Origin of the sequence: Streptomyces sp. NPDC020681, assembly GCF_044334895.1 — a bacterium.
GTDB lineage: Bacteria > Actinomycetota > Actinomycetes > Streptomycetales > Streptomycetaceae > Streptomyces.
Genome location: NZ_JBIRTX010000007.1, coordinates 100516 through 114966 on the forward strand (window position 1 = coordinate 100516; position 14451 = coordinate 114966).

12 protein-coding genes are annotated in these 14451 nt (G+C 70.7%); 5 read left to right on the forward strand and 7 right to left on the reverse strand.

The annotated features are described in order from the left end of the window. Nucleotides 1–101 precede the first annotated feature (101 nt). Complete coding sequence (locus ACH4YL_RS18775; protein WP_398508468.1) at nucleotides 102–527, forward strand: VOC family protein; 426 nt, start codon at nucleotides 102–104, stop codon at nucleotides 525–527. 9 nt (nucleotides 528–536) lie between these two features. Further along, nucleotides 537–1637, forward strand: a complete 1101-nt coding sequence (locus tag ACH4YL_RS18780; protein WP_398508469.1) for a winged helix DNA-binding domain-containing protein — start codon at nucleotides 537–539, stop codon at nucleotides 1635–1637. A gap of 18 nt (nucleotides 1638–1655) precedes the next feature. On the opposite strand, the gene ACH4YL_RS18785 is transcribed toward ACH4YL_RS18780, so the two are convergent. The 3 genes from ACH4YL_RS18785 to ACH4YL_RS18795 are packed head-to-tail and all read right to left on the reverse strand — an operon-like array spanning nucleotide 1656 to nucleotide 4743. Beyond that, a complete protein-coding gene (locus tag ACH4YL_RS18785) occupies nucleotides 1656–2951 on the reverse strand; it encodes an ABC transporter substrate-binding protein (protein WP_398508470.1) in 1296 nt (431 codons plus the stop codon). Next, the gene (locus tag ACH4YL_RS18790; RefSeq protein ID WP_398508471.1) at nucleotides 2951–3793 is read right to left on the reverse strand and encodes a carbohydrate ABC transporter permease; all 843 of its coding nucleotides are present in this window, start codon (nucleotides 3791–3793) and stop codon (nucleotides 2951–2953) included. Before ACH4YL_RS18790 ends, ACH4YL_RS18785 begins: the two co-directional genes overlap by 1 nt. Continuing rightward, the gene (locus ACH4YL_RS18795; protein WP_398508472.1) at nucleotides 3790–4743 is read right to left on the reverse strand and encodes a carbohydrate ABC transporter permease; all 954 of its coding nucleotides are present in this window, start codon (nucleotides 4741–4743) and stop codon (nucleotides 3790–3792) included. The genes ACH4YL_RS18790 and ACH4YL_RS18795 overlap by 4 nt, the downstream gene beginning before the upstream one ends. Nucleotides 4744–4895: 152 nt before the next feature. On the opposite strand from ACH4YL_RS18795, the gene ACH4YL_RS18800 reads away from it, so the two are divergent. Then, complete coding sequence (locus tag ACH4YL_RS18800; protein ID WP_398508473.1) at nucleotides 4896–5747, forward strand: phosphotransferase enzyme family protein; 852 nt, start codon at nucleotides 4896–4898, stop codon at nucleotides 5745–5747. A 39-nt stretch (nucleotides 5748–5786) separates the two neighbouring features. Here the strand turns inward: ACH4YL_RS18800 and ACH4YL_RS18805 are convergent, their stop codons facing one another. After that, entirely contained in the window at nucleotides 5787–6509 is a 723-nt protein-coding gene (locus ACH4YL_RS18805) for a 3'-5' exonuclease (RefSeq protein ID WP_398508474.1), read from the reverse strand. Between the two features lie 50 nt (nucleotides 6510–6559). Continuing rightward, the gene (locus tag ACH4YL_RS18810; protein WP_398508475.1) at nucleotides 6560–7792 is read right to left on the reverse strand and encodes an SAV2148 family HEPN domain-containing protein; all 1233 of its coding nucleotides are present in this window, start codon (nucleotides 7790–7792) and stop codon (nucleotides 6560–6562) included. Nucleotides 7793–8092: 300 nt separating this feature from the next. Between ACH4YL_RS18810 and glgX the strand changes: the two genes are divergently transcribed. Both glgX and treY read left to right on the forward strand, forming a co-directional pair. Beyond that, nucleotides 8093–10219 carry a glycogen debranching protein GlgX gene (glgX, locus tag ACH4YL_RS18815; RefSeq protein WP_398508476.1) on the forward strand — a complete coding sequence of 709 codons (2127 nt, stop codon included), beginning with the start codon at nucleotides 8093–8095 and terminating at the stop codon, nucleotides 10217–10219. A gap of 77 nt (nucleotides 10220–10296) precedes the next feature. Beyond that, nucleotides 10297–12651, forward strand: a complete 2355-nt coding sequence (gene treY / locus ACH4YL_RS18820; RefSeq protein ID WP_398508477.1) for a malto-oligosyltrehalose synthase — start codon at nucleotides 10297–10299, stop codon at nucleotides 12649–12651. Here treY and ACH4YL_RS18825 read toward each other — a convergent pair. Together ACH4YL_RS18825 and ACH4YL_RS18830 are read right to left on the reverse strand one after the other, a co-directional pair. After that, nucleotides 12608–13627, reverse strand: coding sequence for a cytochrome P450 (locus ACH4YL_RS18825; protein WP_398508478.1), 1020 nt, complete (start codon nucleotides 13625–13627; stop codon nucleotides 12608–12610). The two genes, treY and ACH4YL_RS18825, sit on opposite strands and share 44 nt — an antisense overlap. 123 nt (nucleotides 13628–13750) lie before the next feature. After that, the gene (locus ACH4YL_RS18830; protein WP_398508479.1) at nucleotides 13751–14302 is read right to left on the reverse strand and encodes a DUF1707 and FHA domain-containing protein; all 552 of its coding nucleotides are present in this window, start codon (nucleotides 14300–14302) and stop codon (nucleotides 13751–13753) included. Nucleotides 14303–14451 lie beyond the last annotated feature (149 nt).

Here is a 14451-nt window from a genome sequence, read left to right on the forward strand (position 1 = left end):
GAAGCGGACACATCCTGACCGCTTCCCCGACGACTGTAGTCACCGGGCGGGCCGAACAAGCGGGTCGCCCGGACCGGATGAATCGAAACAGGGAGCCGATCATGTCCGTCAACGCTGTGACCCACCTGAACTTCCGAGGTGACGCCCGCGCGGCACTCACGTTCTACCAGGCCGTGTTCGGCGGGGACGTGGTCATGGTCACGTACAAGGACGCCGGAAACGTCCAGGACCCGTCCGCGGCGGACCAGGTGATGTGGGGCCAGGTGGCCGCCGGCAGCGGTCTTTGCGTGATGGCTTACGACGTACCGTCGCACCTGCCGTGGAACCAGGGCGAGAACGCGTTCTTCGTTTCGCTCCGAGGCGAAGTGACCGAGGAGGTCACCGCGTACTGGGACAAGCTTTCCGACGGCGCGACGGTCCTCCAGCCGCTGGGACCCGCGCAGTGGGCACCCCTCTACGGAATGCTGAAGGACCGGTTCGGCGTCACCTGGGTCGTGGACGTCGTCAGCGAATACAACGCCTCCTGACCGCCCAGGATGACCGTTCTCGACACCCGGGCGCTGGGCCGCGCGACGCTCGCCCGGCAGTTGCTGCTCGATCGCGCCGAACTGCCGGTCCTCGACGCCGTCGCGCACCTCGGCGGACTGCAGGCGCAGGAACCGCAGGAGCCGTTCGTCGGACTCTGGTCGCGGGTGCGCGCGTTCGACCCGGCGGCGCTCTCGGACCTGCTGACCGGGCGGCGTGTGGTGCGGACCCATCTCATGCGCCGCACCGTCCACCTCGTCACCGCCGACGACGCCCTGGCCTGGCGCGCCCGCCACACCACCATGCTGCGCCAACGGGTACTCGGGGTCTACCGCCGCGAGCTCGACGGGGTGAACCTCGACGAGCTCGCGGCGGCGGGCCGGGCGGTCATGGCCGACGGCGAGCCCCGCTCGATGACCGAGCTCGCGCGGGCGCTCGCCGAGCGCTGGCCGGCGCCGGCGCCACGGGCACTGGGTGAGATGCTCATCGCCGCCCTCGTCCCGGTGGCCCAGCTGCCGCCGCGCGGGCTGTGGCGCACGAAGGCGGGAGTGCGCAACGTGCTGCTCTCCTCGTGGCTGGGGCGCGAGATCGATCCTCCCTCTCCGGAAGGTTCCGATCCTGTGGGCCAGGCGCTGGTACGGCGCTATCTGGCCGCGTTCGGCCCCGCCGCCTCGGCCGACCTGCGCGCCTGGTGCGGCCTCGCCGGGCTGCCGGCCGCGGTCGCCGCGATACGCGAGGAGCTGGTCGCCTTCCGCGACGAGCGGGGCCGGGAACTGCTGGATCTTCCCGACGCACCACGCCCCGACCCCGACACACCCGCCCCGGTACGGTTCCTGCCCGCGTTCGACAACGCGATCCTCGGCTTCCACGACCGCGGCCGGATCATCGACGACGCCCACCGCGGCCTGTCGGTCGCCGGCGCTCGCGTTGTCCTGGTCGACGGCCGGGTGGCCGCAACCTGGAACGTGGAGGCAGGGACCGTGATCGTCACCCCGCTGCGCCGCTTCTCCCGAACCGACCGCACCACCGTCGCCGACCAGGGGCGGGCGCTGGCATCGTTCCTCTCCGACAACGACAGCCACCGCGTTGAGATCGCCGCGTCTTTCTGCTGAGCGACAACACCCGCACGCTCAGCGCTGGTACCGCGCCAGCACCAGGTTCCCGTCCTTCACCAGGCGTTTCTCCAGCTCGGCCGCGTCGATCGCACCGCTGTAGTACTCCTGCAGCGCCGGCGTCGCGACCTTGTCCTTCCACTCCGGATAGCCGCGTACCGACTGCGCGGGCGCCGACCGCAAGTCCTTGGCAAGTGCCGCGCCCGTCGCCCAGCCGTCCTTCGCCGTGTGCAGCGACGGATCCGCCAGCGCGGCCGTGCCGGTCGGCAGCATCCAGTCGCCCTTCGCCAGCCGCACCATGTTCCGCGGCTGCAGCATGAAGTCGATGAACTGCGCCGCCTCCTTCTTGTACGGGCTGTCCTCGGCGACCGACAGCGTCTGCGGGCTCACGCCCTGGGCCGGGCCCTGCGCGCCGGCCGGAGCGGGCAGCACCGTCCACTCGAAGCCCTTCGGCGCCTGCTGCACGATCTGCTGCCGGTACGAGAAACCCAGCGGGACCATCGCGTACTTGCCACCGAAGAAGCCCGGCAGCGTGTCGGAGCCGCCCATGCCGAGCGTGCTGCGCGATGCGCTCCGGTCGGTGTTGACCTGGTCGTGGACGGTGTCCGGCAGCACCGCGTCGCCGTCGGTGAACCGGATGGTGACCTTCCCGTCCTCGCCCCGGTGGAAGAGCTGACCGCCGGCCGACAGGCCGAGGTTGAGCGTGACGGAGACCGGCTCCTTGAGCGGCCAGGCGACGCCGTACTTCCCCTTGCCCAGCTTCGCCGTCAGCGCCTTGGTGACCTCGCGGAACTCCGCCCAGCTCCATGGCTTTTCCGCCGTCGGGACCCGGACGCCGGAGGCGTCGAGAATCTTCCTGTTGGCGATCAGGACCCGCGGCTCCTGGAGGAAGGGGACGCCGTAGATCCCGTCGCCGAAGGTGGTCGTCTGCCAGCTCGCCCGCGGGATGTCCGACTTCAGCCGCTCCGGCAGCAGCTCGCTCAGATCGGCGAGATAGCCGCCGTACGCGAAGTCGGCGAGGTCGTCGGAGGCGTCATGGATGACGTCCGGCGCCTCGCCGCCCTCGAACGAGGTCAGCAACTGGTCGTGGACGCTGTCCCAACTGCCCTGGACGTACTGGACCTGGATGTCGGGATGGGTCGCGTTCCACTCCCGTACGAGTTCCTTGTTGGCGTCGACGGACTCCTGCTGCCAGGCAAGCGACTGGAAGCGGAGCTTGATCCTGCCGTCCGGACCACCGTCGTCGCCGTCCGAACAGCCGGTCAGCAGGACGGCAAGAACAGTGGCGGCCGCGGCCAGCATCCGTACACGCATCAGGACTTCACCGCCCCGGCCAGCATCCCGCCAGTGATCCGCTTCTGGATGACGGCGAAGATGACGAGTGAGGGAATCGTCGCCAGGAACGCGGCCGCCGCGAGCGGCCCGAGGTCGGCGACGCCTTCCGCGCCCAGGAAGTGCGTCAGGACGACCGGCAAGGTCTGCTTCTCCGGGGTCTTGAGCAGGACGAGCGCGAAGAAGAACTCGTTCCATGCGGTGATGAAGGCGAACAGCGCGGTGGCGACGATCCCGGGCGCGAGCAGCGGCGCGGTGACGGAGACCAGCGTGCGGAGCCGGCCGGCGCCGTCGACGGCCGCGGCCTCCTCCAGTTCGGGCGGCACGGCCCGTACGTAGCCGACCAGCATCCACAGCGCGAACGGCAGCGCCCAGACGACGTACACCATGATCAGTCCGAACAGGGTGTTGATCAGATGCAGGTTCTTCAGCACCAGAAACAGCGGAATGATCACCAGCACGAACGGGAACGCCTGGCTGACGACGACCCAGCCGGTGGCCGCGGTGGAGAGCCTGCTGCGGTTGCGGGCCATCACATACGCCATCGGTGTCGCGATCACCACGGCGATCAGGGCGGCGGACAGGGCCGCGATCAGGCTGTTGCCGGCGGCCTGGAGCAGCGGCTGTTCGTCGAAGGCCTGACGGAAGTTGGCGAAGGTCGGGTCCTTCGGTATCCAGGTCGGATGCAGCGAGCCGAGTTCGCGCGGCGGCTTGAAGGCGGTGGAGATCAGCCAGAGGAAGGGAAAGGCGAGAAAGACGAGATAGGCGAGGAGCGCAAGGTACTGGCCGGCGCGGCCGGTCCTGCTGGTGCGGAGCGCGGTCACTGTTCGTCGCCTCCCTTGAGCCGTCCCACGAGATAGAGGGCGAGCATCACCGAGATCACCGCGACCATGACGCAGCCCATCGCGGCGGCGTAGCCGAACTGGCCGTAGCGGAAGGCCTCTTCGTACGCGAAGAGCATCGGCAGCCGGGTCCGTCCGCCCGGCCCGCCGCTGGTCAGCACATACACCAGCGCGAAGGCGTTGAAGTTCCAGATGAAGTTGAGCGCGGTGATCGCGAGGGCGACGGGTTTGAGGGCCGGCCAGGTGACCGTACGGAACCGGCGCCAGGCGCCCGCGCCGTCGAGCGCGGCGGCCTCGTGGAGTTCGTGGGGCGTGTTCTGCAGTCCGGCCAGCAGCGCGACCGTGGTCTGCGGCATGCCCGCCCAGATGCCGACGACGATCACGGCCGGCAGTGCGGTGGCTAGTCCGGTCAGCCAGTCGCGTCCGTCGCCGAGGCCGAGGTCGCGGATGGTCTCGTTGAGGATGCCCGCGTCGGGGTTGTAGACCAGCCGCCACATGATGCCGACGACCACCTCGGGCATGGCCCACGGGATGATCGCGAGGGCGCGGGCCAGCCAGCGCAGCCGCAGGTTCTGGTTGAGCAGCAGTGCGAGGCCGAGGGCGAGCAGGAACTGCGGCACGGTCACGCCGACGGCCCAGAGCAGGCCGATCCGGAACGAGTCCCAGAACAGCGTGTCGTGGGCCAGGTCCTGGAAGTTGAGCGTGCCGATCCACTCGGTGGGCTCGGTGCGGCCGGCCTGGGAGTCGGTGAAGGCCAGGGATATTCCGTAGAGCAGCGGGCCGACGCTGAGCACCAGGATGGGGATGAGTGCGGGGAGTACGAGAAACCAGGCGCCGTGATCCGTGGGCCGCCCGGTGCGCTGCTGCTGTCGGGGCTGCCGCTTCCGTCCGGGCTTCTTTCCGGAGTGCGGCTCCGCGGTCGCCAATGTCACGGATTCAACTCCTTCGGGCGGCTTGTCGACTTATGGCCGCCCTGGCGGCCCCCGTCATCGTGCTGACGGCCCGTCGGTTCGTCAAGCCAACCTGCACGGATGCGAGACTTTGCCGGATTCGTACGAGCTCCGGAATTGGCGGAAAGGTGCCGATGGACGAGACACGGGCGCGCGAGGTGCTGACGGCGGCGGGGCTTCCCGCGGACGGGGAGCTGCTGGCACTCGGCGAGAACGCGGTCCTCGCGGCAGGCGACGCTGTCGTCAAGGTGGGCAGGGACAAAGAGCTGCTGGCACGCGCCGAACGCGAACTGGCCATCGGGGCCTGGCTGGCGGAGGCGGGCGTTCCGGCGGTGCGGCCGGCCGCCCCCGAGGCGCGCCTGGTGGAATGTCATCCGGTGACGCTCTGGCAGCGGCTGCCGGATGCGGTGCGTCCTGCCGAGCCCGAGGATCTGGCGGATCTGCTGCGTCTGGTGCACGCCCTGCCGGAACCGGACTTCGCGCTGCCGCGGCGCGAGCTGCTCGGCGGTGTGGAGCGGTGGCTGCGGCTCGCGGGCGATGCGATCGATCCGGCCGACGCGGCCTTTCTGCGGGCGCGCCGCGACGGATTCGCCGAGGCGTCGGCGGAGCTGGTGCCGCATCTGCCGCCGGGGCCGATCCACGGTGACGCGCTGCCGCGGAACGTCCAAGTGGGGCCGGAAGGCCCGGTCCTGATGGACCTGGAGACCTTCTCCTCCGACCTCCGCGAACACGACCTGGTGGTGATGGCGTTGTCGCGGGACCGGTACGGGCTGGGCTGGGAGGGATACCAGCCCTTCATCGCGGCGTACGGCTGGGATGTGCGGGACTGGGAGGGGTGCGAGGTGCTGCGGGGTGCGCGGGAGACGGCGAGCTGCGCATGGGTGGCCCAGCACGCACCCACGAACCCGAAGGCTCGTGAGGAGTTCGTCCGCCGCGTGAGGTCACTCCGGGACGACATCCCGGACGTCCGCTGGTACCCGTTCTGAGCACGGGTCCCCGCGCCGACGAGCCTGGCGCCGACTCGGTCAGTTCGGCGTCGGGGCCAGGTCCCTGAGCGGCCAGGCCGTGTCGACCGTGGCGTCCGCCTCGCCCCTGTCGCGGAGGAAGCGCTCGAAGTCCGCCGCCCGCTCCGCGTACCAGACGATCTGACGCTCATGCAGCTCGGCTGCGGGCAGCCCGGCCACCTCTGCGTGCCGCTTCGCCACGGCGCGGGCGACCCGGACCGCCGCCAGGGCGTCCGACGCGGCGTCGTGCGCCGACGTCAGCTCGACGCCGTACTCCTGGCAGACCGCCTCCAGCGTGCGCTTGCCCTTGCGGTAGCGGTCCGCCGCGCGATCGATGGTGTACGGGTCGATCACCGGGCCGATCTCCCCGCCGCCCAGCCGGTCGCTCAGCGACGGCAGTCCATGGCGCCGCAACTCGGCCGTGAGCAGCGTCAGATCGAATGCCGCGTTGTACGCGACGACCGGCACGCCGCGCTCCCAGTAGCCGCTCAGCGTCGACGCGATCTCGTCCGCGACCTCCCGGGCCGGGCGGCCCTCCGCCGTCGCCCGTTCGCTGCTGATGCCGTGGATCGCCGATGCCTGTTCCGGGATGAGAATCCCGGGGTTCGCGAGCCAGCGCTGCGGCGAGACGGGCTCCCCCACCCGCTCCTCCACCACCGCGGCCGTCACGATCCGCGCCTCCAGCGGCTCCGTGCCCGTCGTCTCCAGATCGAAGCCGACCAGCGGTTCCCCGTACCAAGCCATCAAGGCCCTCCTCCCAGTGGGTATTCACCCTCGCACGCGGCACTGACAACTCAGGAGACGGGCCGCGAGTCCGCCCAGACGGACTCGAACTCCTCGCGGTATGTCTGGAAAAGACCGTTCTCGCTGTCGTGTCCGGCACGGACGACCGCCCTGGTCCCGCCCCGCAGGACCAGCACCGGAGCCTCCATGCCGCGGGCCCGGCGGAGATACGACTGGACGACCGCGAGGCCGTCCGGCCCGTCGCCGTCCACGAGATAGGCGGTGAAGCGGGGCGTCTCGTCGAAGACATGGATCTCGAAGGCCCCGGGGTCGCGCAGCCGGGAGCGGACCCGGCGCATATGGAGAATGTTCATCTCCACCGTCCGGCTCAACTCCCCTTTTTTGATGCCCAGTTCGCGCTCACGGCGCTTGACCGAGCTGCTCGCCGGGTTGAGGAAGAGCAGCCGGATCCGGCAGCCGGATTCGGCGAGCCTGACCAGCCGCCGGCCGGAGAAGTTCTGGACGAGCAGATTCAGGCCTATGCCGATGGCGTCGAGGCGGCGCGCGCCGCCGAAGAGGTCTTCGGCCGGGAGCTGGCGCTGCAGCCGCACCCGGTCCGGGTGGACGGAGACGACGTCCGCGTAGCGGTCGCCGACGAGCTCCTCGACCGCGTCGACCTTCAGCCGGTCGGCGGACGGGACGCCTGCGCCGCTGCCGAGTATTTCGAGCAGCCGAGCGGATGCGCGTTCCGCCTGCGCGAGCACCGCCTCGTTCAGCGCGCGGTTGCGGGAGACGACATTGCGGGCGACTTCCAGCTCGTCCAGCGCCAACTCGACATCGCGCCGGTCGTCGAAGTACGGCTCGAAGCACGGCCAGTGCTGGACCATCAGCTCGCGCAGTTGCGGCAGCGTGAGAAAGGACAGAACGTTGTCGTCGGCGGGGTCGAGCAGATATCCCTTGCGGCGGGAGACCTCGCGCACCGCGACCGCCCGCTGCACCCATTCCTGGCCGGCCGGCCCGGCCGCGGCCACCACCCAGTCGTCGCCGTGCACGGGTTCGTAGATCGGGCGCAGCACTGCGGCGACCACGGCTCGCAGCCGCTGCTCCACCAGGTTCAGCCAGATATAGGCCCGTCCGGCCCGCTGCGCGCGCGTGCGCACCTCGCTCCAGGCGTCCGCGCCCCAGTCCAGTTCCGCCCCGATCTCCATCGGTCTGGCGAGAGAGACCGCGCCAGGCGGGATCTCGGCGGAGTCCCCCTCGTGACCTGCGTCACCGGGGGGTAGCTCCATCCCTCCCGAGCTCACCCGCGCACCGCCTTCCCTTCCCCCACCCAATGATCAACGGAGACTACTCCGCATGCGGGACCAGGTGCAGCCGGATGGGCAGTGCACTTTTCCCAACTCCCGTGCGTGATCAGGATGTTCCCGCTGGCGAGATCTGCCGGAGTGAGCCGATTCATAGTGGTTGCGACTTCGGGCGACGTACGGAACCCGATGTTGACCGCGTCGTCCACCTGCCATCGGCGCATCTCACCGCATACTTTCGGGGAGGATCTGGGCCAAGTGCCCCCCAGCACCCGGATCAGAAGTGGAAGAGTCATATCTATGCAGGTCTGGCCGGGACAGGCGTATCCCCTCGGTGCCACGTACGACGGCGCCGGCACCAACTTCGCGGTGTACTCCGAAGCCGCGCGGCGCATCGAGTTGTGCCTCCTGCACGACGACGGATCGGAGACGGCCGTCGAGCTGCGTGAGACCGACGCCTTTGTGCGGCATGCGTACCTGCCGGGCGTGATGCCGGGCCAGCGGTACGGATTCCGGGTCCACGGTCCGTACGAGCCGGAGCGCGGCCAGCGGTGCAACTCGGCGAAGCTGCTGCTCGACCCGTACGCCCGTGCGATAAGCGGCACCGTCGACTGGGGCGAGTCGGTGTACGGCTACCACTTCGGCAAGCCGGACTCCCGCAATGACATGGACTCCGCGCCCCACACCATGACGTCGGTGGTGGTCAATCCGTACTTCGACTGGGGCGACGACCGGCCGCCGCGGACCGACTACCACCGGACGGTGATCTACGAGGCCCATGTGAAGGGCCTGACGATGCTGCATCCGGAGCTGCCTCAGGAGCTGCGCGGTACGTACGCGGGGCTCGCGCATCCCGCGGTGATCTCGCATCTGACCGAACTGGGCGTCACAACGCTCGAATTGATGCCGGTGCACCAGTTCGTCAACGACCACCGGCTGGTGGACGCCAAGCTGAACAACTACTGGGGCTACAACACGATCGGCTTCTTCGCCCCCCACAACGCGTACGCGTCCTGGGGCGACCGCGGCGAGCAGGTGCTGGAGTTCAAGCAGGCGGTGAAGGCGCTGCACCAGGCCGGCATCGAGGTCATTCTCGACGTCGTCTACAACCACACGGCCGAAGGCAACCATCTGGGCCCGACGCTCTCCTTCCGCGGCCTGGACAACGCCTCGTACTACCGGCTGTCCGACGATCCGCGCTACTACACGGACACCACGGGCACCGGGAACTCACTGCTGATGCGCAGCCCCCATGTGCTTCAGCTGATCATGGACTCGCTGCGGTACTGGGTGACCGAGATGCATGTCGACGGCTTCCGCTTCGACCTCGCGGCCACGCTCGCCCGGCAGTTCCACGAGGTGGACCGGCTGTCGTCGTTCTTCGACCTGGTGCAGCAGGACCCGGTGGTCAGCCAGGTGAAGCTGATCGCCGAGCCGTGGGACGTCGGCGAGGGCGGCTATCAGGTGGGGAACTTTCCGCCGCTGTGGACCGAGTGGAACGGCAAGTACCGCGACACGGTCCGGGACCTGTGGCGCGGCGAGCCGCGCACGCTCGCGGAGTTCGCCTCCCGGCTGACCGGCTCGTCCGACCTCTACCAGGACGACGGTCGGCGGCCGCTCGCCTCCATCAACTTCACCACCTGCCACGACGGCTTCACCCTGCACGATCTGGTCTCGTACAACGAGAAGCACAACGAGGCCAACGGCGAGGGCAATCGCGACGGCGAGAGCCACAACCGGTCCTGGAACTGCGGCGTCGAGGGCGACACGGACGACCCCGAGGTGCAGGAGCTGCGCGACCGCCAGATGCGGAACTTCATCGCGACGCTGATGCTCTCGCAGGGCGTGCCGATGCTCAGCCACGGCGACGAGTTCGCGCGTACGCAGGGCGGCAACAACAACGCGTACTGCCAGGACAACGCGGTCGCCTGGGTGCGCTGGCCCGAGCCGGGCACGGACCCGGCCGCGGACGGCACGCTGCTGTCCTTCACCCGGGCGATGGTGTGGCTGCGGCGCGACCACCCGGTCTTCCGGCGACGGCGCTTCTTCCACGGTCGCCCGGTGGAAGGCACGCACGACGAGCTTTCCGACATCGCCTGGTTCACCCCGGAGGGCGAGGAGATGACCCAGCGGGACTGGCAGGCGACGCACGCGAAGGCCCTGTCGGTGTTCCTGAACGGCCATGCGATCTCGGAACCGGGCCCGCGGGGAGAGCGGATCTCGGACGACTCGTTCCTGCTGATGTTCAATGCGAGCGCGGAGGAGCTGGACTTCGCGGTTCCGGTGAACCACGGCCGCCAGTGGCAGGTGGTGGTGGACACCGGCCGCAAGGAGGGCGTCCCGCCGGGCCACGGCCCCAAGGTGGCGGCGGGCGAACGGGTCCCGCTGGTGGGCCGGAGCCTGACGGTGCTGCGCCGACCGGCGTAGGGCGCGTCACCCGATCGGCCGGTACCGGAGCCGGGGCCGATGACACAGATGCCCTCAAGGTGGGTACGTACGTTCGCATGAGGCCCACCGCGACCTACCGGCTGCAGCTCCAGCCGGATTTTCCGTTCTCCGCCGCCGCCGCGGCGGTGCCGTATCTCGCCGGGCTCGGCGTCTCGCATCTGCATCTGTCGCCGGTGCTGGAGGCGGTGCCGGGGTCGGCGCACGGCTATGACGTGGTCGACCCGGCCCGCGTACGGGAGGAGCTGGGCGGCGAGGAGGGCCTGCGCGCCCTGGCCCGTACGGCGCGCGAGCACGGCCTCGGGCTCGTCGTGGACATCGTGCCGAACCATATGGCCGCCGTGCCGCGGCACAACCGTGCGCTGTGGGAGGTGCTGCGCGAGGGGCCGCTGTCGCCCTACGCCCGGTGGTTCGACATCGACTGGGAGGCGGGTGGCGGCAAGGTCCTGCTGCCGGTGCTCGCCGGGCGGGTCGGCGACGAACTGGCGTCGATGCGGGTCGAGGACGACGTGCTGCACTACGGCGAGCAGCGCTTCCCGCTGCGCGAGTCGACGGCGAAGCTGCCGCTGCCGGAGCTGCTGGAGGCGCAGTGGTACCGGCTCGGCTGGTGGCGGCTCGCCCGCACCGAGCTCAACTACCGGCGGTTCTTCACCATTTCGGAGCTGATCGGTGTACGCGTCGAAGACCCCGAGGTCTTCGACGCCACGCACACCAAGATCCTTGAGCTGGTGCGGGACGGAGTGGTGGACGGTCTGCGGATCGACCATCCGGACGGGCTCGCCGACCCGGAGGCGTATCTGGTCCGGCTCGACGCGGCGACCGGCGGCGCGTGCTGGACGGTCGTCGAGAAGATCCTCACCGGGGACGAGCGGCTGCCGGCCGGCTGGCCCGTGGCGGGCACGACCGGATACGACGCGCTGCGGCAGATCGACGGCCTGTTCACCGACCCGGGCGGCGTCGCTGAACTCGTGGGCCACTACCGGGAGTTCGCCGGGCCCGCCGGAGACCGCGGCGGCTACTGGGAGGCGACGGTGCGCCGCGCCGCGTACCGCGTGGTCACGCATGAGCTGGCGGCCGAGACCGCCGCGCTGACCGGGCTGGCGGAGCGGGTCTGCCGGGCCGATCCGGCGCTGCGCGACCATGCGCCGTGGGCGCTGCGTGCGGCGGTGCGCGAGCTGCTGGTGCGGGTGCCCGTCTACCGGCCGTACCGCATCGGCGGCGAGGAGGTGCTCACCGCGGAGGCGGCGGCGGGCGCGAAGGCGGCGTTCACGGTCGCCGAGGAGGGCGAGGCGGTCGACGTGGTGCGCGCGCTGGCGCTCGGGCGGCTGGGCGACGGTCCGGACCATGCCGCGTTCCGCACCCGTTTCGCGCAGACGTCGTCGGCGCTGCGCGCCAAGTCCGTGGAGGACACGGCCTTCTACCGCTACGCGCCGCTGATCTCGGCGAACGAGGTGGGCGGCGACCCGGGCAGTCCGGCGGTGAGCCCCGGGAAATTCCACGCGTACTGCGAACGGCTCGCGCGCGACTGGCCGGCCACCGGCACCGTGCTGACCACGCACGACACCAAACGCAGCGCGGACGTCCGGGCCAGGATCGCCGTGCTGTCCGAATGCCCCGACAGATGGGCGGAGTTCCTCGCGCGGATCACCGAGGAGGCGGGCCGGCTGGAGGGCGGGCATGCGCCGGATCCGCATCTGGCGTGGGTGGCGTGGCAGACCGCGGTCGGCTTCGGATTCCCGTACGACGAGAGACTGCGGACCGCGCTGCTGAAGAGCGTGCGGGAGGCGGCGCTGCACACCAGCTGGACCGAGCCGGACGAGGCGTACGAACGGGCCGTCGCCGCCTTTGTGAGCGCGGGCCCCGCCGGGCCGCCGCTGTACTCGGTCGCGCTGTTCGCACGCGAGCTGGATCCGTACACGCGGGCCAATGTGCTCGGCGCGGCACTGCTTCAGCTCACGATGCCGGGCGTGCCGGACCTCTACCAGGGCACGGAGCGTGAATTCCTGGCACTGGTCGATCCGGACAACCGCCGGCCGTTCCACCAGGGCCCGGTCGATGAGAAGACGGCGCTGACCAAGGCGGCGCTGCGACTGCGCCGGGAGCGGCCGGAGGTCTTCGGCGACGCGGGGACGTATGTGCCGCTGGCCGCGATCGGGCCCGCGGAGGAGCACTGCGTCGCCTTCTGCCGTACGGGCGAGGTGGTCACCGCCGTCACCCGGCTCTCGCTGCGGCTCGATGAGGCGGGCGGCTGGGCGGACACGGAGCTGGTGCTGCCCGTGGGCCGGTGGGCCGATGTGCTCGCCCCGGAACGGGAGTTCAGTGAGACCGTGGCACTGGCCGAGCTGTTCGCCGAGTGTCCGGTGGCGCTGCTCAGCCGCCCGGCCGGACGAGAAGACTCCGCGGGGCGCGGGTGACGAGACCGGCCGCGACGGGCCGGAAGCCGTCCGCCCAGCGCAGCCGCGGCATCGCGTCGAACAGCGCGCGCAGCCCGTACTCCGCCTCCAGGGCGGCGAGCCGTACGGCGGGGCATTCACGCGGCCCGAAGGTGAGCTGACCGGGATCGTCGCGCATCGGATCGAACCGGTCGGGTTCCCGGAACCGCTCGGGATCCCGCCCGGCCGCTCCGATCAGACAGGCGACGGCCGCGCCCGCGGGTATCGTTCCGCCGCTCACCCGGACTTCTATGGCGGTCCGGCGCAGCGCGACCAGCACAGGCGGATCGCGGCGCAGCGACTCGGCCCAGGCGCGGCCGATGAGCCCGGGGCAGGCGCGAAGGGCCGCGAGCTGGTCGGGATGGTCGAGGACATTGGCGAGGAACGACGCGAGTGCCCGCTCGCGCAGCGACAGCTGGGCGACGCACCGCCCGGCGAGCGCGACGACACCTGCACGCCGGCCGCACACGCCGAGGGCCCCCGTCGGCAGCAGGCGGCAGAACTCCTCGACGAGGTCCGCCTGTTGGCGCCGGGCTATGCGCCGGGCCAGGACCGACGAGGTCCGCGCCACGACATCGCGGAGCGCCTGCGGCACACCGCCCCGGTGCCCCGCACAGGCGGCGTCCCCGGGCCGGTGTCCTTGTGTGAACCGCGGATCGGCGAGGGCTGCGGCCACATCGCGGTGCCTGCTGAGCAGCCAGGCGCCGATGTCCGGGTCGTAGCTGAGCGGATGCTCCTCGCGCAGCCACCGGTAGAAGCGGTACCGGTCCTGCTCCCGCGCACCGGCCAGCAGACCGGGTGCGGTGCGCGGGTCCGCAACGGGCGGGCGGGCCGGCGCCGACACGCGGTCGGCGGCCGGCGGAACTCCCTCGACGGACGGCCGAAGTCCGTCGACCGGCAACTGAAGTCCGTCGACGGGCGGTGATGGCCGCACCGCTTCCGACATCACAGCGTCCATCTCGCGTCCGCTCCCGTCGCCGCCGCGCGTGCCGGTGGCGCGGGTCCACCTCAGGTGATCATCGCGGTGTCGTCGGCGCAGTCCGCGCAGTCCGTACGGGTGACCGGCAGGTCCGGGGGCCGGTCAGCGCGCGGTGAGCCGGAAGCTCATACGGCCGAAGCCCACCATGTCGCCGTCCTGGACCACCACCGAGCCGGTCACCCGGCGGCCGTTGACCGTCGTCCCGTTCGTCGAGCCGAGATCGCGGAGGATCCACAGGTTGCCCTGCAGGCTCAGTTCGGCATGGATCCGGGAGACGCTGTCATGGCTCAGCCGCAGTCCATTGGCCGGGTCGCGGCCGATCCGCAGCGGATACGGGCCGGGTTCCGGCAGCAGCAGCGGTGGCAGCTTCTCGGCCTGCCATGCCATGCGGAGCCGTACCAGAAGCGCGGACACCCCGCCCACCGCGTCGTACAGCCGCCGGGACCAGCGGGCCTCGCCGCCGAGGTCGGCGGTGAGCGCCTTGAGTTCCTCGGGGCGGCGGGCGACCAGCGCGAGCTCCATGCGGCGGAGGAAAGTGTCGTGCGACAACTTGCCCTGGGCCGCGCCCTCTCTGAGTACACCGAGGACACGGTCGCGCTCGGCATCCGAAAGCCGGGCGGGATACGTGTGGAACTCAGGAGAGGAGGACGTCACCCCGTGATTGTCGGCCCGAAGGGCATGAGGTGTCCAGCAGAGGTGACCAGGAGAACGGCTGCTGACCTGCACGGAAGCCGACATTCCGCTGGGACCGCGGAAAAGCGATGGACCTGCGCGGCTCGGTCCCTCTAGCGTGCTCGCGACGC

Coding starts and splice junctions, on each gene's coding strand:
- ACH4YL_RS18825 (WP_398508478.1), bottom strand. CDS start 13,627: ATGGACGCTGTGATGTCGGAAGCGGTGCGGCCATCACCGCCCGTCGAC.
- ACH4YL_RS18785 (WP_398508470.1), bottom strand. CDS start 2,951: ATGCGTGTACGGATGCTGGCCGCGGCCGCCACTGTTCTTGCCGTCCTG.
- ACH4YL_RS18775 (WP_398508468.1), top strand. CDS start 102: ATGTCCGTCAACGCTGTGACCCACCTGAACTTCCGAGGTGACGCCCGC.
- ACH4YL_RS18805 (WP_398508474.1), bottom strand. CDS start 6,509: ATGGCTTGGTACGGGGAACCGCTGGTCGGCTTCGATCTGGAGACGACG.
- treY (WP_398508477.1), top strand. CDS start 10,297: ATGAGGCCCACCGCGACCTACCGGCTGCAGCTCCAGCCGGATTTTCCG.
- ACH4YL_RS18800 (WP_398508473.1), top strand. CDS start 4,896: ATGGACGAGACACGGGCGCGCGAGGTGCTGACGGCGGCGGGGCTTCCC.
- ACH4YL_RS18780 (WP_398508469.1), top strand. CDS start 537: ATGACCGTTCTCGACACCCGGGCGCTGGGCCGCGCGACGCTCGCCCGG.
- glgX (WP_398508476.1), top strand. CDS start 8,093: ATGCAGGTCTGGCCGGGACAGGCGTATCCCCTCGGTGCCACGTACGAC.